Source organism: Streptomyces sp. NPDC127108 (assembly GCF_042677545.1).
Classification (GTDB): domain Bacteria; phylum Actinomycetota; class Actinomycetes; order Streptomycetales; family Streptomycetaceae; genus Streptomyces.
In genome coordinates this window covers 91,787-112,424 of the sequence record NZ_JBHXTE010000013.1, presented here as the reverse complement: position 1 = coordinate 112,424, position 20,638 = coordinate 91,787, and the positions used below count along the sequence as shown (strand labels likewise).

General features: G+C 71.2%; 18 protein-coding genes. 5 read left to right on the top strand and 13 right to left on the bottom strand.

Annotation, left to right across the window (positions count from 1 at the left end):
- Window positions 1-37: 37 nt before the first annotated feature.
- Window positions 38-598, bottom strand: coding sequence for a YqgE/AlgH family protein (locus ACFVHO_RS13445; RefSeq protein WP_385713114.1), 561 nt, complete (start codon window positions 596-598; stop codon window positions 38-40).
- A gap of 254 nt (window positions 599-852) precedes the next feature.
- Between ACFVHO_RS13445 and murA the strand changes: the two genes are divergently transcribed.
- Window positions 853-2,202 (top strand): UDP-N-acetylglucosamine 1-carboxyvinyltransferase, encoded by a 1,350-nt coding sequence (gene murA / locus ACFVHO_RS13440; protein ID WP_385713112.1) that lies wholly within the window; start codon window positions 853-855, stop codon window positions 2,200-2,202.
- 70 nt (window positions 2,203-2,272) lie between these two features.
- Here the strand turns inward: murA and ACFVHO_RS13435 are convergent, their stop codons facing one another.
- The 6 genes from ACFVHO_RS13435 to ACFVHO_RS13410 all read right to left on the bottom strand — a co-directional run bounded on the left by ACFVHO_RS13435 (window position 2,273) and on the right by ACFVHO_RS13410 (window position 9,647).
- Window positions 2,273-2,554, bottom strand: a complete 282-nt coding sequence (locus tag ACFVHO_RS13435; protein ID WP_016645140.1) for an HU family DNA-binding protein — start codon at window positions 2,552-2,554, stop codon at window positions 2,273-2,275.
- A 398-nt stretch (window positions 2,555-2,952) separates the two neighbouring features.
- Window positions 2,953-4,383 (bottom strand): NAD-dependent malic enzyme, encoded by a 1,431-nt coding sequence (locus tag ACFVHO_RS13430; protein ID WP_385713109.1) that lies wholly within the window; start codon window positions 4,381-4,383, stop codon window positions 2,953-2,955.
- 377 nt (window positions 4,384-4,760) lie between these two features.
- A complete protein-coding gene (locus ACFVHO_RS13425; protein ID WP_385713107.1) occupies window positions 4,761-7,196 on the bottom strand; it encodes a HelD family protein in 2,436 nt (811 codons plus the stop codon).
- A gap of 111 nt (window positions 7,197-7,307) precedes the next feature.
- Window positions 7,308-8,231 carry an anti-sigma factor family protein gene (locus ACFVHO_RS13420; RefSeq protein ID WP_385713105.1) on the bottom strand — a complete coding sequence of 308 codons (924 nt, stop codon included), beginning with the start codon at window positions 8,229-8,231 and terminating at the stop codon, window positions 7,308-7,310.
- Complete coding sequence (locus tag ACFVHO_RS13415; RefSeq protein ID WP_289950216.1) at window positions 8,228-8,845, bottom strand: sigma-70 family RNA polymerase sigma factor; 618 nt, start codon at window positions 8,843-8,845, stop codon at window positions 8,228-8,230. The genes ACFVHO_RS13420 and ACFVHO_RS13415 overlap by 4 nt, the downstream gene beginning before the upstream one ends.
- Before the next feature lie 184 nt (window positions 8,846-9,029).
- Complete coding sequence (locus ACFVHO_RS13410; protein WP_385713103.1) at window positions 9,030-9,647, bottom strand: CGNR zinc finger domain-containing protein; 618 nt, start codon at window positions 9,645-9,647, stop codon at window positions 9,030-9,032.
- Between the two features lie 166 nt (window positions 9,648-9,813).
- On the opposite strand from ACFVHO_RS13410, the gene ACFVHO_RS13405 reads away from it, so the two are divergent.
- Window positions 9,814-10,413: a DUF1772 domain-containing protein gene (locus ACFVHO_RS13405; RefSeq protein WP_385713101.1), complete on the top strand. Its 600-nt coding sequence runs from the start codon at window positions 9,814-9,816 to the stop codon at window positions 10,411-10,413.
- Here the strand turns inward: ACFVHO_RS13405 and ACFVHO_RS13400 are convergent.
- From ACFVHO_RS13400 to ACFVHO_RS13390, 3 genes are all read right to left on the bottom strand, one after another.
- On the bottom strand, window positions 10,365-11,504 hold the full coding sequence (locus ACFVHO_RS13400; protein ID WP_385713099.1) for a uroporphyrinogen-III synthase: 1,140 nt from the start codon (window positions 11,502-11,504) through the stop codon (window positions 10,365-10,367). The two genes, ACFVHO_RS13405 and ACFVHO_RS13400, sit on opposite strands and share 49 nt — an antisense overlap.
- A gap of 140 nt (window positions 11,505-11,644) precedes the next feature.
- Window positions 11,645-13,024 carry a nitrate/nitrite transporter gene (locus ACFVHO_RS13395; protein ID WP_385713097.1) on the bottom strand — a complete coding sequence of 460 codons (1,380 nt, stop codon included), beginning with the start codon at window positions 13,022-13,024 and terminating at the stop codon, window positions 11,645-11,647.
- A gap of 171 nt (window positions 13,025-13,195) precedes the next feature.
- Window positions 13,196-14,170 carry a hypothetical protein gene (locus ACFVHO_RS13390; RefSeq protein ID WP_385713095.1) on the bottom strand — a complete coding sequence of 325 codons (975 nt, stop codon included), beginning with the start codon at window positions 14,168-14,170 and terminating at the stop codon, window positions 13,196-13,198.
- A gap of 126 nt (window positions 14,171-14,296) precedes the next feature.
- On the opposite strand from ACFVHO_RS13390, the gene ACFVHO_RS13385 reads away from it, so the two are divergent.
- The 3 genes from ACFVHO_RS13385 to ACFVHO_RS13375 all read left to right on the top strand — a co-directional run bounded on the left by ACFVHO_RS13385 (window position 14,297) and on the right by ACFVHO_RS13375 (window position 16,381).
- Window positions 14,297-15,136, top strand: a complete 840-nt coding sequence (locus ACFVHO_RS13385; RefSeq protein WP_385713094.1) for a helix-turn-helix transcriptional regulator — start codon at window positions 14,297-14,299, stop codon at window positions 15,134-15,136.
- Between the two features lie 141 nt (window positions 15,137-15,277).
- Window positions 15,278-15,850, top strand: coding sequence for a DUF1707 domain-containing protein (locus tag ACFVHO_RS13380; RefSeq protein ID WP_385713092.1), 573 nt, complete (start codon window positions 15,278-15,280; stop codon window positions 15,848-15,850).
- Between the two features lie 75 nt (window positions 15,851-15,925).
- Window positions 15,926-16,381 (top strand): hypothetical protein, encoded by a 456-nt coding sequence (locus ACFVHO_RS13375; protein ID WP_385713090.1) that lies wholly within the window; start codon window positions 15,926-15,928, stop codon window positions 16,379-16,381.
- Between the two features lie 120 nt (window positions 16,382-16,501).
- On the opposite strand, the gene ACFVHO_RS13370 is transcribed toward ACFVHO_RS13375, so the two are convergent.
- The 3 genes from ACFVHO_RS13370 to ACFVHO_RS13360 form a co-directional block, all read right to left on the bottom strand.
- Window positions 16,502-17,545 (bottom strand): hypothetical protein, encoded by a 1,044-nt coding sequence (locus tag ACFVHO_RS13370; RefSeq protein WP_385713088.1) that lies wholly within the window; start codon window positions 17,543-17,545, stop codon window positions 16,502-16,504.
- Window positions 17,542-18,195: a hypothetical protein gene (locus ACFVHO_RS13365; protein WP_385713086.1), complete on the bottom strand. Its 654-nt coding sequence runs from the start codon at window positions 18,193-18,195 to the stop codon at window positions 17,542-17,544. Before ACFVHO_RS13365 ends, ACFVHO_RS13370 begins: the two co-directional genes overlap by 4 nt.
- Before the next feature lie 206 nt (window positions 18,196-18,401).
- A complete protein-coding gene (locus ACFVHO_RS13360) occupies window positions 18,402-20,546 on the bottom strand; it encodes a glycosyltransferase (RefSeq protein ID WP_385713084.1) in 2,145 nt (714 codons plus the stop codon).
- Window positions 20,547-20,638 lie beyond the last annotated feature (92 nt).

Sequence of the window (20,638 nt, the reverse complement as noted above, 5' to 3'; positions counted from 1 at the left end):
TCCTCAAACGCCGGAGGGGCTGAAACTTACCGGTGCGTCAATTCAGCGACGGGTCGTCCGGGTACGTCGCCACCATCGCCAGTTCGCTGCGCTGGCGGCGCAGGACCGCTCGCCACAGGCGTTCCGGGTCCGGTGACGACACGTCGCCCGGCTCGGACTCGACGACGTACCAGGCGCCCTCGACCAGTTCGTCCTCCAGCTGGCCCGGGCCCCAGCCCGCGTACCCGGCGAAGATGCGGAGGCTGCCGAGGGCGGAGGCGAGGAGTTCCGGTGGGGCCTCCAGGTCGACGAGGCCGATCGCGCCGTGCACCCGGCGCCAGCCGAGGGGGCCCTCCTCGCCGGGGATGACCGCGACGCCGAGGGCGGAGTCGAGCGAGACCGGGCCGCCCTGGAAGACCACGCCGGGCGTGCCCGCGAGGTCGCCCCAGCCCTCCAGGATGTCCGCGACGTCCACCGGCGTCGGACGGTTGAGCACCACGCCCAGGGAGCCCTCCTCGTCGTGGTCGAGGAGCAGCACCACCGCGCGGTCGAAATTGGGGTCCGACAGGGCCGGCGTGGCCACGAGCAGCCGCCCTGTGAGCGAGGACACCTCGGTCATGCCAGACATGATCCCGCATCCCGGGCCCCCGCGGGGAGCCAATCGACCGACGGACGGGAACGCAGCTCAGCGGCTGCCGGGGCCGACGGAACGGCTGATTGCCCCCGTGACCGTGAGCGTCCGGTTCCGCACGGTTCGTGTTGTTGCGGAGTCATGACGTGTCTGAGGCCCCCTCGGGCTTACTTGAGGGGGGTGGGCGGCCATTACGCTTGGCCCTTTGGTCCCCCCGTCCACCTCATCGGAACGCGAGATTCATGACCGTCACCGGCACCCAAGACGTACTGCTTGTCCATGGCGGAACCCCGCTGGAGGGTGAGATCCGCGTCCGCGGCGCGAAGAACCTCGTGCCCAAGGCCATGGTCGCCGCCCTGCTCGGAAGCGCTCCGAGCCGGCTGCGCAATGTCCCGGACATCCGCGACGTCCGCGTCGTACGCGGCCTGCTGCAACTGCACGGTGTCACGGTCCGCCCCGGTGAGGAGCCGGGCGAGCTGCTGCTCGACCCCTCGCACGTGGAAAGCGCGAACGTCGCCGACATCGACGCGCACGCGGGCTCGTCGCGCATTCCGATCCTGTTCTGCGGGCCGCTCCTGCACCGCCTCGGGCACGCCTTCATCCCGGGCCTCGGCGGCTGCGACATCGGCGGCCGGCCGATCGACTTCCACTTCGAGGTGCTCCGGCAGTTCGGCGCGACCATCGAGAAGCGTGAGGGCGGCCAGTACCTGGAGGCCCCGCAGCGCCTGCGCGGCACCAAGATCAAGCTGCCGTACCCCTCCGTGGGCGCCACCGAGCAGGTCCTGCTCACCGCCGTGCTCGCCGAGGGTGTGACGGAACTCTCCAACGCCGCGGTGGAGCCGGAGATCGAGGACCTGATCTGCGTCCTGCAGAAAATGGGCGCGATCATCGCCATGGACACCGACCGGACCATCCGGATCACCGGTGTCGACAAGCTCGGCGGCTACAACCACGCGGCGCTGCCGGACCGCCTGGAGGCCGCCTCGTGGGCGTCCGCGGCGCTGGCGACCGAGGGCAACATCTACATCCGCGGCGCCCAGCAGCGCTCGATGATGACGTTCCTGAACACCTACCGGAAGGTGGGCGGTGCCTTCGAGATCGACGACGAGGGCATCCGCTTCTGGCACCCGGGCGGCCAGCTGAAGTCCATCGCCCTGGAGACCGACGTCCACCCCGGTTTCCAGACCGACTGGCAGCAGCCCCTGGTCGTCGCCCTGACGCAGGCCACGGGCCTGTCCATCGTCCACGAGACGGTCTACGAGTCCCGGCTCGGCTTCACCTCCGCGCTGAACCAGATGGGCGCCCACATCCAGCTCTACCGCGAGTGCCTCGGCGGCTCCGACTGCCGCTTCGGCCAGCGCAACTTCCTGCACTCCGCGGTCGTGAGCGGCCCCACCAAGCTCCAGGGCGCCGACCTGGTCATCCCGGACCTCCGCGGCGGCTTCTCGTACCTGATCGCCGCCCTCGCGGCCCAGGGCACCTCCCGCGTCCACGGCATCGACCTGATCAACCGCGGCTACGAGAACTTCATGGACAAGCTCGTGGAACTCGGCGCGAAGGTCGAGCTCCCGGGCAAGGCCGCGCTGGGCTAAAGCTCTTTCGACGGCACGCAAAGAGGGCGGCCACCCCACGGGGTGGCCGCCCTCTTTCGCTGCTTCAGGGTTACTTACCCTTGGCCGCTTCCTTGAGCTTGGAGCCCGCCGAAACCTTGACGCTGTAGCCGGCCGGGATGTTGATCGGCTCGCCGGTCTGCGGGTTGCGGGCGGTGCGAGCGGCACGGTGGGTGCGCTCGAAGGTCAGGAAGCCGGGGATGGTGACCTTCTCGTCGCCCTTGGCCACGATCTCGCCGACGGTCTCGGCGAACGCGGCCAGCACGGCGTCGGCGTCCTTGCGGGTCACCTCGGCGCGGTCGGCCAGCGCGGCCACCAGCTCACTGCGGTTCATGTTTGTACTCCCGTGTTCTTCTTGCTGTTGAGGCGTGCCTCGCGGCGGAGCCGCATATCGGGCACAGCGAAGCCGATGCTGCCAGGGTCCTCAGGCGGGCCCCGGACCCGGGTCCGTCATCAGACCCTCGCGCCCAGAGACGCATCCTGCCCCCACCTGCGGCGGGAAAGCCAATCCGGCACCCGTGGGAGTCACACGAAAAGCGCCGTTTCTCGGCAGTTGCCTCGAAATGGTGACGCTCCGTCCGCTCCCGGTGCCGGACCGCATGCCCTGACGGTCCGGCGTGGGCCGGCGCAGGGCCCCTGAAGGGGGCGGTCGGGCCGCGCGGGCCCTGCGGCCCGCGTCCCGCCACCCTAGAGGGCCGTTGTCGGCGCCGCGTTCCGCGACGCGCCGTGCTGTCAGGCCGTGGTACCCGTCACAGCCGCCCCGGCGGCCTTGGCGGCGCTGCGCACCGCACCGGCGACCGCGCCCGCGACCTTGTCGTTGAAGACGCTGGGGATGATGTAGTTCGGGTTCAGCTCGTCCTCGGTGACCACGTCGGCCAGGGCGGTGGCCGCGGCCAGCATCATCTCCGTGTTGACCGTGCGCGACTGGGCGTCGAGCAGGCCGCGGAAGACGCCCGGGAACACCAGGACGTTGTTGATCTGGTTGGGGAAGTCGGACCGTCCGGTGGCCACAACTGCCGCCGTCTGGCGGGCGATTGCGGGGTCGACCTCGGGGTCCGGATTCGCGAGCGCGAACACGATGGCGTCGTCCGCCATGGCCGCCACGTCGTCGCCGCCGAGCACGTTCGGGGCCGATACACCGATGAACACATCGGCGCCGGCGACGGCCTCCTTGAGCGTGCCGGTGACGCCCTCGGGGTTGGTGTTGTCGGCGATCCAGCGCAGCGGCGAGTCGGCCGCGGCGGCCACCAGGTCCTCGCGGCCCGCGTGCACGACGCCGTGGATGTCGGCGACGACGGCGTGCTTGACGCCCGCGGCGAGCAGCAGCTTGAGGATGGCCGTACCGGCCGCGCCGGCGCCGGACATGACCACGCGCACGTCGCCGATCCCCTTGCCCACCACGCGCAGCGCGTTGGTCAGGGCGGCGAGCACGACGATCGCGGTGCCGTGCTGGTCGTCGTGGAAGACGGGGATGTCGAGGGCCTCGCGCAGGCGGGCCTCGATCTCGAAGCAGCGCGGCGCGGAGATGTCCTCCAGGTTGATGCCCGCGAAGCCGGGGGCGATGGCCTTGACGATCTCGACGATCGCGTCGGTGTCCTGGGTGTCCAGGCACAGCGGCCAGGCGTCGATGCCCGCGAAGCGCTTGAAGAGGGCCGCCTTGCCCTCCATCACGGGCAGCGCGGCCTTGGGGCCGATGTTGCCGAGGCCGAGCACCGCGGAGCCGTCCGTCACGACCGCAACGGAGTTGCGCTTGATGGTGAGGCGGCGCGCGTCCTCGGGGTTCTCGGCGATCGCCATGCACACGCGGGCGACGCCCGGGGTGTAGACCATGGACAGGTCGTCGCGGTTGCGGATGGGGTGCTTCGACTGCATCTCGATCTTGCCGCCGAGGTGCATCAGGAACGTACGGTCGGAGACCTTGCCGAGGGTGACGCCCTCGATGCCGCGCAGCTCCTCGACGATCTCGTCGGCGTGCGCGGTGGAGGTCGCGGCGATCGTGACGTCGATACGGAGCTTCTCGTGGCCGGACGCCGTGACGTCGAGGCCGGTGACCGAGCCGCCGGAGGACTCCACGGCCGTGGTGAGCTGGGAGACCGCGGTTCCGCTCGCGGGCACCTCCAGCCTGACCGTCATCGAGTAGGAGACGCTGGGCGCCGTTGCCATGGCGGACTTCCTCTGCTTTCACCTTGTAGCTGTTGCCGTCCGATCGTCGCACCTACCCCTGAGTACGCGGTAGCCGCATCGGATTACGAACGTTTTGTTCACTCCACTTTCGGAAAACGACTTCCACCATACGAGAAGTTGAAGAAAACAGAAAGAGGTCCGCGCCACCGAGTGACGCGGACCTCTTCCGTACTTCTGACGTTCAGTGACACCGACCCGCCATGCTCGCCTCGCGGCAAGTGGTCGCTCGTAGCGACGAAGGTTGGGCCCGGGGGCTTGGATCGGGCCGGTGCCACATCAACGGTAACAAACGAACCCCGTAAGGCAATTCCCCTCCCGCGGAATCAGCCCCGGCCCACGGCGCGCCGCCGTGACGCTCACTCCCGCAGCAGGTCCGGCACGCCCTGGCCGTCCGGCTCGTCGCGTTCCCCCGAAAGGACCGTGAGCTGCTGCGTGGCGCGGGTCAGCGCCACGTACAGGACGCGCAGGCCCGCCGGGGACTCGTCGGCGATCTCGGCGGGCGACACGACGAGCGTCGCGTCGTACTCCAGGCCCTTGGCCTCCAGGCTGCCGAGCGCCGCCACGCGCTCCCCCAGCCCGGCGAGCCAGCGGGCGGCCTGCTCGCGGCGGCTCATGGCCACCACGACGCCGACGGTGCCCTCGACCCGGTCGAGCAGCCGCGCCGCCTCCTCGCGCACCGCCCCGCCGAGGTCCTGGTCGCGGCCCCCGGCGCCCTGGCTCTTGTTAACTGTCGCAAAACGCGGCTCGATGCCGGTGGAGCGGACCGCCGACGGCGCCTTCGATCCCGGCATGGCGAGGGCGAGGACCTTCGCGGCGAGGTCGGCGATCTCGGCCGGGTTGCGGTAGTTGACGGTGAGGGTGAAGCGGCGGCGCGGTCGGGTGCCGAGGGCCTCGTCGCGGGCCGCGGCCGCCTCGTCCGGGTCGGACCAGGAGGACTGCGCCGGGTCGCCCACGACCGTCCAGGTGGCGTGCCGGCCGCGGCGGCCCACCATGCGCCACTGCATGGGGGTGAGGTCCTGGGCCTCGTCGACGATGACGTGGGCGTACTCGGTACGTTCCGCCGCGAGGCGTTCGGCGCGCTCGCGCTGGGACTCCTCGCGCTGCGGCATCAGCTCGTCCAGGCCGGTGAGCAGGTCGAGCGGGTCCAGGTCCTTCTTCTTGCGGGGGCGGTGCGGAGTGCCGAGGATCGCCTGCAGCTCGTCGAGGAGCGCCACGTCGTGCACGGACAGGGCGTCGCGTCGCAGGGAGCGGGCGACCTTGCGGACCTCGCCGGGGTTCAGGATCCGGCGGGCCCAGCGGTTCAGGGCGCGTTCGTCGGCCATCGCGGTGAGGACGGCGCGCGGGGTGAGTTCGGGCCACCAGGCCTCTAGGAACGCGAGGAAGTCGTCCTCGGAGGTGATGTCGTCGTCGAAGGACGAGCGGAGTTCGGCGGCGAGTTCGGGGTCGTCGTGTCTTCCGGCCGCGCCGGACTGGGCCCAGAGGGCGTCCAGGAGGAGTTTCCTCGCCCGGGGGCGGAGGAGGTTGACGGGGGCCGTTCCGCTCAGGGCCGTCTGGCGGATTCGGTTCAGCTGGTCGGCTTCCAGCTCCAGGCGGCGGCCGAAGGCGACTACGCGTAGGCGGGTGGGGGTGCCCGGGCGCCCTTCCGCCTCGCCTGCGGCTTCGGGCTCTTCCTCGCCGAAGGCCAGTTGGTGAGTGTTCGCCGTCGGCGGGTGCGGGTCTGCTCTCTTTGGGTCGGGAGCCGCCCCAGCGGCACGACTGCCCACAGCTGTAGCGGCAGCGCCTTCCAGCGCTCCTCGTGCCGCCCTCCGCAGGACCTTCAGCATCCTCGACGAACCCTTGACACGAGCCACTGCCGGAGTGTCGTAGACCGTGGCCTCGGTGCCGTCGACCAGGGAGCCGACCGCGCGGATGGCGACCTGGCCCTCTTCGCCGAGGGAGGGCAGGACGCCCTCGGTATAGGCGACCAGGAGGGGGGTCGGGGAGACGATGAGGATGCCGCCCGCGTAGCGGCGGCGGTCCTGGTAGAGGAGGTACGCGGCGCGGTGCAGGGCGACGGCCGTCTTGCCGGTGCCGGGGCCGCCCTCCACGTACGTCACCGAAGCGGCCGGGGCCCGGATCACCAGGTCCTGCTCGGCCTGGATGGACGCCACGATGTCCCGCATGGAGTGGCTGCGGGCCTGCCCGAGCGCGGCCATGAGGGCGCCGTCGCCGATGACGGGCAGCTCCTCGCCGTTCAGGAACGCCGTCAGCTCCGGGCGCATCAGGTCGTCCTCGACACCGAGGACCCTGCGGCCCTTGGAGCGGATGACGCGGCGGCGCACCACCCGGCCGGGGTCGACCGGGGTCGAGCGGTAGAACGGCGCGGCGGCGGGCGCGCGCCAGTCGATGACCAGCGGCGAGTAGTCCGCGTCCAGGACGCCGATGCGGCCGATGTGCAGGGTCTCGGCGATGTCGGCGTAGCTGCCGGACTCCTCGGTGCGCACCGCGCCCTCGGCCGGTTCCACGGCGGTGTACGCGCCGTCCGGGCCCTTCTTGCCGTCCTTGCCGAGCAACAGGTCGATACGGCCGAAGAGGAAGTCCTCGAACTCGTTGTTCAGCCGGTTGAGATGGACGCCCGCGCGGAAGACCTGGGCGTCCCGCTCGGCCAGCGCGCCCGGCGTGCCCACCTGGGACCGCTTGGCCGCGTCGTTCATCAGGAACTCGGCCTCGTGGATCTTCTCTTCGAGGCGGCGGTAGACCTGGTCGAGGTGTTCCTGTTCGACACTGATCTCGCGCTCGCGTACGTCGGCCACCGGGGCCCCTTTCCTGACGTGCTGCTGCCCGTATTGAGCAGCCGTCCACCGTACGCGAAAGGGACCCCGGTTGTGCAGTCGTCGGGCCGTGCGCCGCAGTTCCGCCCGTGGTCAGACGTCCACCTCGACCAGCCGTTCGCCGTCGAACGTACGCACCTCGAAGTGGTCGATGTCGTCGCGGTCGAACGCGGCGCCGCCGTGCACGTACAGCGGGTTCTGCGCTGCCTGGTGCGGGCTGTCCTTGATGCCGTAGCCCCACTGGGGCACCGACCAGGTCGTCACGGTCTCCTTCTTGCCGTCCTTGCCGACCGCGATCAGCGAGCACTTCAGCGGACCCTTGACGTTCTTCAGCTCCAGGACCGTGTGCGTGCCCCAGGCCTTCTTCTCCGTGCCGACCGTCGCGGTGACCTTGGTCTTGGGGTCGGTGGCGGCGATCTTGTCGTCCATGTGGTTGAAGAAGGCGTCCTCGGCGGGCGAGGTGGGGTGCGGGTCGGCGCCCGCCACCTCCTTCGTACCGCCGTCGTCGTCGCTGACCGCGAACACCGCGAGCGGACCGCCGATGATCAGCGCGGCCGCCGCCGCGACCAGGTACATGCCGCGCCTGCGCCGCTGGGCGCGCTTGACCGCGACCTCGTCCACCAGCCGGTCCGCGAGCCGCGGGCTCGGCCGGGTGGCGAGCTGTTCGCCGATCTGCGGGGCGCCGCGCAGGGGGCCGTGGGCGGCGGACGCCTGGGACGGCACGGCGCCGACGACACCGGGGCCCGCGACACCGGCGCCCGCGCCGGGGAAGTCCGCGAGGGCCGCAAGCATCGGAGCCATGCCGGAGAACTCCTCCAGCTGGCGCGCGCAGAGGTCGCAGCCCGCGAGGTGCGCCTCGAACTCGGTGGCCTCGGCGTCGTCGAGGATCCCGAGCGCGTAGGCGCCGACGGTCTCGTGCACGTCGCCCGGACCGGAGCCCGAGCCGGACCCGCCGCCGCCGAAGCCGGAGCCGGGACCCCACGGGCCCTGGCCGTGTGCGTCGTACGGCGTGCTCATGCCGTCACCCCCCGCTCCTCGAGCGCAAGCTTCATCGAGCGCAGCGCGTAGAAGACCCGCGAGCGCACTGTCCCGCTGGGTATGCCCAGTGTCTCGGCCGCCTCATTGACCGTACGCCCTTTGAAGTAGGTCTCGACAAGTACCTCCCGGTGCGCGGGAGTCAGGTCCTCCAGCGCGTCCGACAGCGTCATCAGCCACAGCGCCTTATCGATCTCGTCCTCCGCGGGGATGACCTCCAGCGGCGACGGGTCGACCTCCTGCGGCCGGGCCTGCCGGCTGCGGTGGCCGTCGATGACGATGCGACGCGCGACCGTCACCAGCCAGGGGCGTACCGAACCGGTAGCTCGGTTGAGCTGACCGGCGTTCTTCCAGGCACGGATGAGCGTTTCCTGTACGACATCTTCGGCGCGCTGCCGGTCCCCCGCCACAAGCCGGAGCACATAGGCGAGAAGTGGTCCCGCGTGCTCCCGGTACAGCGCGCGCATGAGTTCCTCGTCCGGCCCCGGCACGGAAGTCGGCGTCAGTCGATGTCGTCGGTGCGGGCGTTCATCGGCCACGGCGGAATCCTTGCGCACGTCTGCCTCCGCTGTCCGCTGTTCGTCTCGGCTGCCCATGTCGGCCGTACTCTCCGCGTGATCGGCCCTGCTGGCTGGTCACCCTGGACGTACGGCCCCGGAGCGGCGTCCGTTCAACGGGGGGCGAGGAATTCCGGGCCGGGGCGCGGGATGTCCCGGTGTGGGGGTGAAAGTTCCCGGGCCGGGCGGGGCGAGTCCCGTGCCCCGGTGAGTGCCGCGCCTGTCAGGCCCGCGCGAGTGCCGCGCGCCGCCGGTGCCTGGCCACCCGCTCCCGGTTGCCGCACACCTCGCTGGAGCACCAGCGGCGGCGCCGTCCGCGCGAGGTGTCCAGGTAGACGATGGCGCAGTTGTCGCCCGCGCACTGGCGAAGCAGCGACCGGGCCACCGGGTCGGTGAGCAGCTCGACGGCGTCCCTGGCGACGGCGGCGAGCAGGGCCGTGCGGCCGGGGGCGCCGTGCAGGGCGCGGGTCAGGGTGCCGTCGGGGTGCCGGACCGCGCGGGGGGCGGGCGGGGCCGCGGCGGCGAGGGCGTTGACGCGGGCCAGCGCGGCGTCGGCGGGCCGTCCGGCCAGCTCGGCGCGGACCAGCTGGGCGATGTGTCCGCGCAGCTCCCGGAAGGCGGCGAGCCAGGTCACGTCGGCCCCTGGCAGCGGCGTGCCCTGCGGGACCAGGCCCGCACCGGCCAGCCAGGCCCGCAGCCGCCGGACGTCGCCGAGGCGCTCCACCGGGTGGGCGGTGGCGACGAGGTCGAGGCAGGGCCGGCCGGCGTCGAAGCGGAGTTCGTGGAACGTGGAGTGGTACGCAGCAGGGGTCGCGGACTTGGTAGTCGCACCCAACACCATGCGCCTTTCACCGCCCTTGGGGTGTGCCGGTGAGTGCCGTACCCCTACAGTGCCCGCCCACGGGCGCCATCGGAACCCCTGCCACCGGGGGTGGTGCAGACGCGCGCGTATGCGGCCGCGCTTCTGAACGATGGTCGGGGCCCGCGCCGCCCGCTTGACTCGGGGCATGAACGAAAACGTGGCGACAGCACGCAACACGACGGCGGCACGCAGGAGCCGCGGCACCGGCCTGGTCCTGGGCGCCGCGACCGTGGCCATGGGCCTGATCGCCGGGACCTTCTACATCTTCGCGTGCGGCGTGATGCCGGGCCTCGCGCGCAGCTCGGACCGTGCGTACATCGAGGTCATGCAGGACATCAACGCGGCGTTCGAGAACGCGGTGTTCTTCGCGAGCTTCATGGGCGCGCTGCTGCTCACGGGGGTGGCGGCCTGGATGCTGCGGCGCGGCCCGGTGCGCTGGTGGGTGCTCGCGGCGCTGCTCGCGTACTTCCTCACGTTCGCTCTCACGGTCGCGGTGAACATCCCCCTGAACAACGAGCTCGCCGACGCGGGCGACCCCGCGAAGATCGCCGATCCGGCCGCGGTGCGCGCGGACTTCGAGGACAAGTGGGTGGCGTGGAACGTGGTGCGAGCGCTCCTGAGCACCCTCGCGCTCGGGTTCCTCGTGCGGGCGCTCGTGGTGTTCGGCCGGGGGCGCGGGGGCGGCGCGGGCGCGGCTCAGTCGGCGTACTTGGACCCGGCCGCCGGGTCGAGCGCCAGCCGGTAGCCGCGCTTGACGACGGTCTGGATGAGCTTCGGCGCGCCGAGTGCCGTCCGCAGCCGGGCCATCGCCGTCTCGACGGCGTGCTCGTCGCGGCCCGCGCCCGGCAGCGCGCGCAGGAGTTCGGCGCGCGCCACGACCCAGCCGGGCCGCCGCACAAGGGCCCGCAGCAGCGCCATCCCGGCGGGCGGCACGGCCCGCAGCTCCCCGTCGACGAGCACCGCGTGCCCCCGGATCTCCACCCGGTGCCCGGCGATCGGCAGCGACCTGGACCGGCCGGGCAGCTCCTGGCACAGGAGCTGGACGAGCGGGCCGAGCCGGAAGCGTTCGGGCTGCACGGTGTCCAGGCCGCGGGTCTGCAGCGGCAGCGCGGTGACCGGGCCGACGCAGGCGGGCAGCACGTCGTGGCGGAGCGCGGCGGTCAGCTCGGCCGCCATCCCCCGCTCCTCGGCCCGCGCGAACAGCGAGGCGGCGGCGGGCGCGGACGTGAAGGTCAGCGCGTCGAGGCCGCGGCTCACGGCGGCGTCGAGGAGCCGGTCGACCGGGGTGAGGTCGGCGGGCGGCAGCCAGCGGTAGACGGGGACGAGGACGACGTCGGCGCCGCCCGCGCGCAGGGCCTCCACGAAGCCGGGCAGCGGCTCCCCGTGCAGTTGCAGGGCGATGCGCCGCCCGGCGACGCCTTCCCCGAGGAGCCGGTCCAGCACTTCGGCCATGGACTCCGACGACGGCGACCAGTCCTCGGTGAGCCCCGCGGCCCGCACGGCGCCCTTCACCTTCGGCCCGCGGGCGAGCAGTTCGACCCCCCGCAGCCGTTCGAGCAGCGCCTCCCCGTGCCCCCACCCGTCGGCGGCCTCGACCCAGCCGCGGAAGCCGATGGCGGTGGTGGCGACCACCACGTCGGGGGCGTCGACGATCAACTCCTTGGTCGCCGTCAGGAGTTCGCTGTCGTCAGCGAGCGGCACGATGCGCAGGGCGGGGGCGTGCAGGACGGTGGCGCCGCGCCGCTGGAGCAGGGCGCCCAGCTCGTCGGCGCGGCGGGCGGCGGTGACGCCGACGGTGAACCCGGAGAGGGGCCCGTGCCGCTGACTGTCGTCCATCGCTTCCCTCCTCTCCCCGGCTGTCCGGGTCCCCGAGCCTGCCAACGCCGGGTGACGGTCGCGGATCACGCCGATGTCCGCCGTGTTACGCCGCTTCCCGGCGTGCGTGACCTGCGACTCGTCGTGGCCGGGTGTACGGCTCACACCTCGGCGTACACGCGCTGCGGCGCGCTCCCCGCCGTCGGCGTGGACTCGGCGGCCGGTGCGGCGGGGCGGCGAAGGTATACGGCCCAGGTGACGGCGAAGCAGGCCGCGTAGCAGACGAGGAAGGCGACGAAGGCGCCCGTGCCCGTGCCCGCCGTCTGGAAGGACTGCCGGAAGGCGAGGTTGATCCCGAGGCCGCCGAGCGCGCCGACGGCCCCGATGAGCCCCATGGAGGCCCCGGAGAGCCGCCGCCCGTAGCGCGCGGCCTCCTCCCCCGCGAGCCCGGCGCGGACCGCCTTGGCGTGGAAGATCCCCGGGATCATCTTGTACGTGGAGCCGTTGCCGAGCCCGCTGAGCACGAAGAGCACCACGAACGCGCCCGTGAAGAGGGCGAGCGACTCCCGCATGGACGCGACCACGACGACACCCGTCGCCGCCGCCATCCCGACGAAGTTCCACAGTGTGATGCGGGCCCCGCCGAACCGGTCGGCGAGCCGCCCGCCGACGGGTCGGATCAGCGAGCCGAGCAGCGGCCCGAGGAAGGTGATCTGGGCGGCTTCCAGGGGCGTACGCCCGAACTGGGTCTGGAGTACGAGCCCGAAGGCGAAGCTGTACCCGATGAACGACCCGAACGTCCCCACGTACAGGAGGGACATGATCCAGGTGTGCGGGTCGCGCAGGGCCTCGCGCGCGGCCCCGGTGTCGTTCTTCACGGCCGCGATGTTGTCCATGAAGAGCGCGGCGCAGACGGCGGAGACGACGACGAGCGGGATGTAGATCCCGAGGAGCACCCGGGGCCCGCCGCTGGCGCCGATGACGGCGAGGGCCATCAGCTGCATGACGGGAACGCCGATGTTGCCGCCGCCGGCGTTGAGGCCGAGGGCCCAGCCCTTCTTCCGCAGCGGGAAGAAGGAGTTGATGTTGGTCATGGAGGAGGCGAAGTTGCCGCCGCCGACGCCGGTGAGCAGCGCGCACACCATGAAGGTCGAGTACGAGGTGCCCGGCTCCATCACGACGAAGGCCGCGACGGTGGGCAGCAGGAGCATCGAGGCGGCGATCACGGTCCAGTTGCGCCCGCCGAAGCGGGCCACGGCGAAGGTGTACGGGACCCGGACGACGGCGCCCACCAGGGTGGCCATCGACACCAGGAAGAACTTCCCGGCCGGGTCGATCCCGTACTCCGGCCCCATGAACAGCACCATGACCGACCACAGGGTCCAGACGGAGAACCCGATGTGTTCGGACAGGATCGAGAAGACGAGGTTGCGCCGGGCGACGCGGGCCCCTTCCCGCTCCCAGAACTCCTCGTCCTCGGGATCCCACCGCGAAATCCACGACGACCCGCGCTGCTGCGTCCTGCTGCCTTCGGTACTCATCCCACGCCTCCCCGGCAAGCGGCTGATGATCCCGAAGGTAGGGACGGCGCGTTTCAGCCCTGTGCCGGTGGGTGACCGGCGGGGAACTTCGGGCTCACGTCGGGGTGGGGCGGGGGGTGAGGCCGTGGCCCTGGGTCGGGCCCTGGGGCAGGCCGTGGGTCAAGCCTCGGGTCAGTCGAGCCCCCCGGCCCACTTGAGGGTGTCGGAGCCGCCCTTGTCCCAGTCCATGACGACGGAATCGCCGGAGCGGGACAGATCGGCGCCGATGAACTTCTCGTTGGTCCCGCTGCCGCACTTGAGGGCGAGCCGGAACTTCCCCCCGGCGCGGTCCTGCCCGAGCCCGGTGCACATGCCGTCACCGCCGGGGTCGAGGTAGGACACGATGTGCTTGCCCGCGGCCTGTCCTGTGGTCTGCTTGTCGGCGATGGTGAGGGTCTTGAGCTTCTCGTTCTGCCACTGCCCCTTGTACCCGGTGGAGGGCGCGGGCCCGTCGTCGTCATCGCCGCCGATGCCACCGCCGCCCGGGCTGCTGGGTATCCCGGTGGTGGGTTCGGTGGACGGCAGGGACGGGGTCTCGTCACCCGCGTCCTCGGAGGGCCCGGCCGACTCGGCGGGCGCACCCGGCGTCACCTCGCCGGACGCGCTCTTGTCCGCCTGCGGCTTTTTGTCCTTGTCGTCCTTGTCGTCGTCACCGCCGCTGACGAGGAAGAAGACGCCGCCTCCGATGACGAGCACGGCGGCCACGGCGACCGCGATGATCACGTTCCGCTTCTTCGCGTCACCGCCGCCCGGGGGCGGCGGCGGGTAGGCGCCGAACTGGGGCTGCCCGTACGGAGGCTGCTGCCCGTACGGGGGCATGGCCTGGGTCTGGCCCTGGGGGTTCCCGTACGGGTCCTGGCCCTGGGGCTGGCCGTAGGGGTCCTGGCCCTGCGGCTGGCCGTAAGGGTCCTGGGGCTGACCGTACGGTCCTGCGGGCGGGGCTCCGTGCGGGGCCGGGGGCTGCTGCGGATAGCCGTAGCCGGGCTGGCCCGGGGGCTGCGGCGGGGCGGCCGGCGGCTGGCCGGGGAGGGGCGGCTGGGGCTGGTTCGGCTGGGGCTGCGGGGCGCCGAATCCATCCTGGGGCGGCTGGCCGGGAGGCTGCGTCATAGCGCGTGAGCCTAATCGCCGGGGGGCGGGGGCCACATCCGTCATACGAACGACTGCGTCACATCGTCCCGCCCTGGCCCCGGGGGCCCCGGGAATGCCGATCGTGCCCCGCCCGTTGGACGGACCGTGACGACCCCCGTCCTGGACACGACCCAGGAGCTGGCCGCGTTCCTGCGCAGCAGGCGCGAACGCCTGGACCCCGACGACTTCCCCCTGCCCGCACGCCGCCGGGCCCGCCGCACCCCCGGCCTGCGCCGCGAGGAGGTCGCCGAACTGGCCGGGGTCAGCACCGACTACGTCGTACGCCTGGAACAGGGCCGCGGCCTGCGCCCCTCGGCCCACGTGGTCCAGGCCCTGGCCCACGCCCTGCGCCTGCCTCCCGACGAACGCGCCTACCTCTTCAACCTGACCCACCAGCACCCCGGCGCCCCGGACAAGCCCACCACCACGGCGCCCCCGCCCCTGGCCCACCTGGTCACCGACCTGTCCCCGCACCCGGCCATGCTGATGAACCACCGCTACGACATCCTGGCCCGGAACCCCGAAATGGCCGCCCTGCTCCCGGACTTCGACACCCTCCCGCCCTTGCACCGCAACGCCATGTGGCTGTGCCTGCTGCACCCGTCGATGCGCGGCTTCTACGACGACCGCGAACACACCCTCCGCGAGGGCATAGCCCACCTGCGCGCCGCCTGGGCCACACACCCGGACGACCGGGCCCTGACCGACCTCATCACCGAATTCACCACCCGCGACGAGGACTTCGCCCGCCTGTGGGCGGAGGGGGACGTCAAGGTCAACGGCCGCGGGACCAAGGTGCTGCACCACCCCGCCGTCGGCACGATCACCGTGGACTTCGACGTACTGGTGCCGCTCCAGGACCCGGACCAGCGGGTGCTGATCTACCGCGCGGCGAACCCCGAGAGTCGGTCGGCGCTGGACCGCTTGCGCGCACAGCACCCCTGAGGACTCCACGGCACCCCGAGATCCGTCAGGGTAATCACCCATTCTTCCGACTGGCCGTTGCCGGTCCCCGGAGCCCGACACCACACTGGATCCATGCCAGGCGATCTCTCCAGAACAGACGATTCCGTACCCCGTCGCCCCGTGGCCGAGCAGCGGGTCTCGCACCGGGACCGGGATTTCGCCGTGGAGATCCTGCGGGTCGCGGCGGGCGACGGGCGGCTGACGGGCGAGGAGTTGGACGAGCGCGTCGAGGCGGCGCTGGCCGCGCGCACGGCTTCCGACCTGGCGGAGCTGACCGCCGACCTGCCGCTCGAAGGGATGCCGCCGCAGGCCCGCGAGGTGATCCGGATCGACCAGCGCTTCGGCGAGGGCAAGCGCGCCGGGCGCTGGCTGGTTCCCCACCGGATGGAGATCCGGCTGATGTTCACCGACCTCAAGCTCGACTTCACCGAGGCCGTGATCAGCTACGACACCCTGCACATCGCCCTCGACCTGCGCATCGGCGGCAATCTGACCCTGGTGACCGGCCCGGGCATCGTGGTCGACGCCGACGACATCACGTACACCCGCGGCGAAGTCAAGATCGCCTCGGTGACCGGCCCGGAGGTTCCGGTACGCCTACGCGTGGTGCTGACCGGCAAGTCGACCGGCGGCGACATCGTGGCCCGCCCGCCGCGCCGCACGCCGGGGCAGTGGCTGAGGCGCAAGGCGTGAACCCGCAGCCCTCGGGTTTACTGCTTACGCAACCGAGGACGACGCCCCACCCCCTCACCACGGACAGGTTCCCCCATGATCAACAATGATCCACGCGTGTACGAAGCGACTTTCCTCCGCACTCCCCTCCAGCTGCTGTCCGGTGCGGGATGGAAGAAGCAGCTGGTGGCGCTGCGAGTGGACAGTGAAGGCGTGCTGCTCGGCGGGGCCCCGGCCAAGTACGAGAAGCAGAAGGCCTTCGTGCCGTGGGCGGACATCACATCCGTGGTCGTCTGGCATCAGCAGACAACCGGTCAAGGGATCGACCACATCGGCCTGAACCGTCGGCCGGGGGCCCCGCAACTCCCGGGACCGAACAGCAAGATGACGCAGATATCAGCCGAGCGAATCGCTCCACACGTGGAATACGAACTTCTCCTCGCCAGCCGACCGATCAATCTCTGGCGCCTTGACCCGGAGCGACTCCTGGCTGCCGTGGACGCGTTTGCCCCCAACGTTCCAGTGCTCGTACACAACCAATCGGATTCATAGGCGGCATGGCCCCGCCCGGCAGCGAGAAGTCATCGCGAGTCGCCCTCAGCGCTCGCGAGAAGGCCGCCCCAGCGCACACGCAGCCGGGGCGGCCTCATCAGGTCACTCATGCCTTAGTCATCAACGGTTGATGGACTGGATCTCCTTGACGACGACGTTCTGGTCGGCGCCGAACTCGCCGTCGGGCATCGAGTGCTCACCCGGGTCGGTCGTGCTCGTCCAGCTGACCTTCCAGGTGATGGTGGCCTTCAGGTCGTACGACCCGTCGCCGGACGACCGCAGGTACTTCACGCCGCACGGGGGCGTCTTCTTCGCGTTGCCCTTGGCGTAGGGCTCGCCGATGCGGCCGTCCTTGCCGATCTTGCACACGCCGCCGGCGGGGTACGTCTCGGCGTCCTTCGTTCCGGGCTCGATCCGCAGCGACTCGGGGGTGGCGGTCGTCGTGGCCGACAGGTTCGTGTCGGGCAGGCTCGCCGTCACCGAGAGCTTCTTGAACCTGGCCTTGTCGAGCCATGCCCACGTCGGGAGATTGACCTTGGTCTCGCCCTCGGGCGCGAGGGTGACCTTGGTGCTGGGGATCTCGAGTTCGTCGTAGGCGTACTCCGCGAGAACCTGCGGGCTGACGGCGAGAGGCTCGCCGGAGTCCTCGCCCTCATCGACCCAGAACGGCTGCTTGTTGCAGGCGTTGGCCGCGGGGTCGTCCGGGCGGTTGGGGTTCTTCACCGCCGCCCAGAACATCCCCTTGCCCTGCTTGTCGAGGTTGTAGTCCTTGTACGGCTTGCCGTCCTTGTAGCGGCTGTCCAGCACGTCGCCCACGAAGTCGCCGATCCCGCTGAGGAACGGCAGGTCGAGCCCGCGCCAGGCCTTGACCTGCGCCTCGATCTCCTTCGGCGAGAAGGCGGGCTCGTACCAGCAGGCGGGCGGCGTCCAGTTGTGGTCACCCGCGGTGAGGGTGCCGGTCTTGCCCTTGCTGTTGGTCCCGTTGCCCGACGTGGTCACCCGGGTCTCGGCACGAATGACACCGTCCTTCATGTCACCCTTGCCGCTGCCCTCGACGTGCTTGCCGCCGCCCTTGCCGCCGCTCGCCTGCGCGACGCCGGGCACTGCCACCAGGGACAGCCCGGCCATCGGGGCCACCACGTACCGTACGAACCGCTGTGTCACCTGCACTGCTTCGCCGCCTCGATGGATGTGACCGATGTCGTCTGCCAGACGCCCTTGGTGTTCTTCTCCAGCCTGGTGTTGAAGAACGTGTAGTCCTTGTCCGAGGCCGGAATCGACCGGTCGACCTTCTTGGTCTTCCGGTTCATGGGATAGGTCTTGCTCGAGTCCATGCAGTAGGTCACCGCGGCGGTTCCCTTCTTCAGGATGGTGACGTTGCGGTTGTAGTAGCGCGACGTCCCTACGAACGACCTGTCCTCGTCATAGAAGCCCTTGATGTACGTCGCCGCCGAAACCAGCGCCTCGCCCGACGAATAGAACTTCAGCGCCGGGTGCTCCTTCGCGTCGACGGTGACCGCCTCGTCCAAGGAGTTGATGCGGCGCTCACTGTCCGCGAGGACGGCGTCCTTCTTCGGCTCTCCGGTCTCGCCGCCCTCGAAGACGTTCTTCACGCCCTTGGGCAGCTTGATCACCGGACGGTCGATCGCGTCCTCGGAAGCCTTCGGCGACGGCGACTTCGTCTCGCTGTTCCCGGCACCCTCGATCTTGTCGTCGCTCTTGGAGTCGCCGTCTCCGCCACCGCAGGCGGAGAGCGACAGAGCCGCGGCAGTCGTCAGCGCGGCCACCGCGAGCAAGGCAGGTCGGCGGTTCACAGTCAGCTCCCGATGGGACGTGGGTTCAGTGGGTTCACTTGAGTGAACCCACGCTATCCAGGGGCACTGCGCGAAGCGAGAGTGAGGTTTGCCCAGCACGGGGACAGATGTGGGCATATCGAAGCTCTGTGCGGGACGTTGTTGCCTAACAGTCGCACAACGCCGAGCGATGATTACCGGCCTGTGCCGGTTCGGGGCCTTGCCATTCACGCCCAGTGCGTCTGTGGTGGCGGCGCTCCCACCGCCCCGGTACGGCGCAGTTTCTGCCAGCGCAGGCGGCCGCCGGTGAGGGCGGTGATCCAGGACTGGAGGAGGACGACGTACATGAGCTGGCGGTAGAGGAGTTGCTGGAGGGGGAGCGAGACGAGGTGGGTCAGGGGTTCGCGGTCGAGACGGAAGGCGTAGGCCGCGCAGACCGCCTGGAGGGTGAGGACGCCCAGCCAGGCGAGGGCGGTCTGGAGGGTGGGGCCGAAGACCAGGCCGTAGAGGAGGAAGACGTCGATGAGGGGGGCCAGGAGGGGCGCGACGATCATGAAGAGGGAGACCAGGGGCAGGCCGACGCGGCCGAAGCGGCCGGACGGGCCCGACTCGAGGAGCGCGCGACGGTGCTTCCAGATCGCCTGCATCGTGCCGTACGACCAGCGGTAGCGCTGGGACCACAGCTGCCGCACGGTCTCCGGCGCCTCGGTCCAGGCACGGGCCCGCTCCGCGTACACGACCCGCCAGCCGTCGCGGTGCAGCGCCATCGTGACGTCGGTGTCCTCGGCGAGCGTCTCGTCGCTCATGCCGCCGACGCGCTCCAGGGCGCCGCGCCGGAAGGCACCCACCGCGCCGGGGATGGTCGGCATGCAGCGCAGCACGTCGTACATGCGGCGGTCGAGGTTGAAGCCCATCACGTACTCGATGTGCTGCCAGGCCCCGATGAGGGAGTTCCTGTTGCCCACCTTCGCGTTGCCCGCGACGGCGCCCACGCGCGGGTCGGCGAAGGGCTGGACCAGTTCGCGGACGGTGGCCGCCTCGAAGACCGTGTCGCCGTCCATCATGACGACGAGGTCGTGCCGGGCGTTGGCCAGACCCCGGTTGAGGGCGGCGGGCTTGCCCGCGTTGTGCTGCCGTACGACGCGTACGTTCGGCAGGCCGAGGTCCTCGACCGTGCGGGCCGTGCCGTCCGTGGAGCCGTCGTCGATGACGATGACCTCGATGGGGTGGTCGCTCGCCGTGAGGGAACGGACGGTGTTCGCTATGCACTTCGCCTCGTTGTAGGCGGGGACGAGGACCGACACCGGCTCCGTCACCGCCGCCCCGCCCCGGCGGGAATCGCCCTGAGGGGAGCCGTCCCGACGGGAATCGCCCCAGCGGAAGTCCCGCCTCCGGACCCGCCGCGCGTGCGCCGCCGAGAGCAGCAGCATCAGGCCGAAGCGGGCGATGACCAGGACGCCGACCACGGCCAGGCCGATCACCAGGACGTCGGTGGTGTGTTCCGCGGCGCCGACCAGGAGGACCCAGGCCTTGCCGCGCCACAGTTCGAAGCCCGTCACGCGCGCGTGCGCGCCGGTCGCGCCGGTGCCCAGGGCCTCGGTGAGGTTGGTGAACTCGTAGCCCTGCTGGGCGAGTCGGGGGATGAGGCGGTCGAGCGCGGCGACGGTCTGGGAGCGGTCGCCGCCCGAGTCGTGCATCAGGACGACGGCGCCCTTGCCGTCGGCGGGTGTGACGCGGCGGACGATCTCGTCGGCACCGGGGCGCTTCCAGTCCTCGCTGTCGGTGTCGGTGACCACCGTGAGGTAGCCGCGGCTGCCGATGTGCCGGGCGACCGGCCAGGAGTTGTTGTCCATGGCGTCGGCGAACGAGGAGTACGGCGGCCGGAACAGGGACGTACGGATGCCCGCCGCGCCCGCGAGCGCCAGCTGGCTCTGCGACAGCTCCCGGTCGACGCGTTCCTTCGACTGGTAGGACAGGTCCGGGTGGTTGAAGGTGTGCAGGCCCACCTCGTGGCCCTCGTCGACCATGCGGCGCACCAGGCCGGGGTGGCGCGAGGCCATCGTGCCGGTGACGAAGAAGACGGCGTGCGCGTCGTGTTCGGCGAGTACGTCGAGGACCTTGGGGGTCCACTTCGGGTCGGGGCCGTCGTCGAAGGTCAGCACCATGCGGTGGTCGGGGACGCTCAGCGACTGCGTCCGCCCGCCGCGCGTGTCGATGACCGGGCCGCCCTGGAGGATCTCCTCGGGCACCTGGTCCGTGGCCGCGGGCGGGCGCACCCGGTGGTCGGCCTGGATCTCGCTGTGTACGTAACCGCGCAGCATCAGCATCGCGCTCAGGGCCACGAGGAGGAGTGCGGGCAGGAGGTAGCGCATCGGGAGGCGGGGGCGCAGGTGCCGGCGGGGGCGCGCGGTGGTGCGTCCACGCCCGCGCCCGCGATGACGCGCGGGGCCTCGGGCTTCACCAG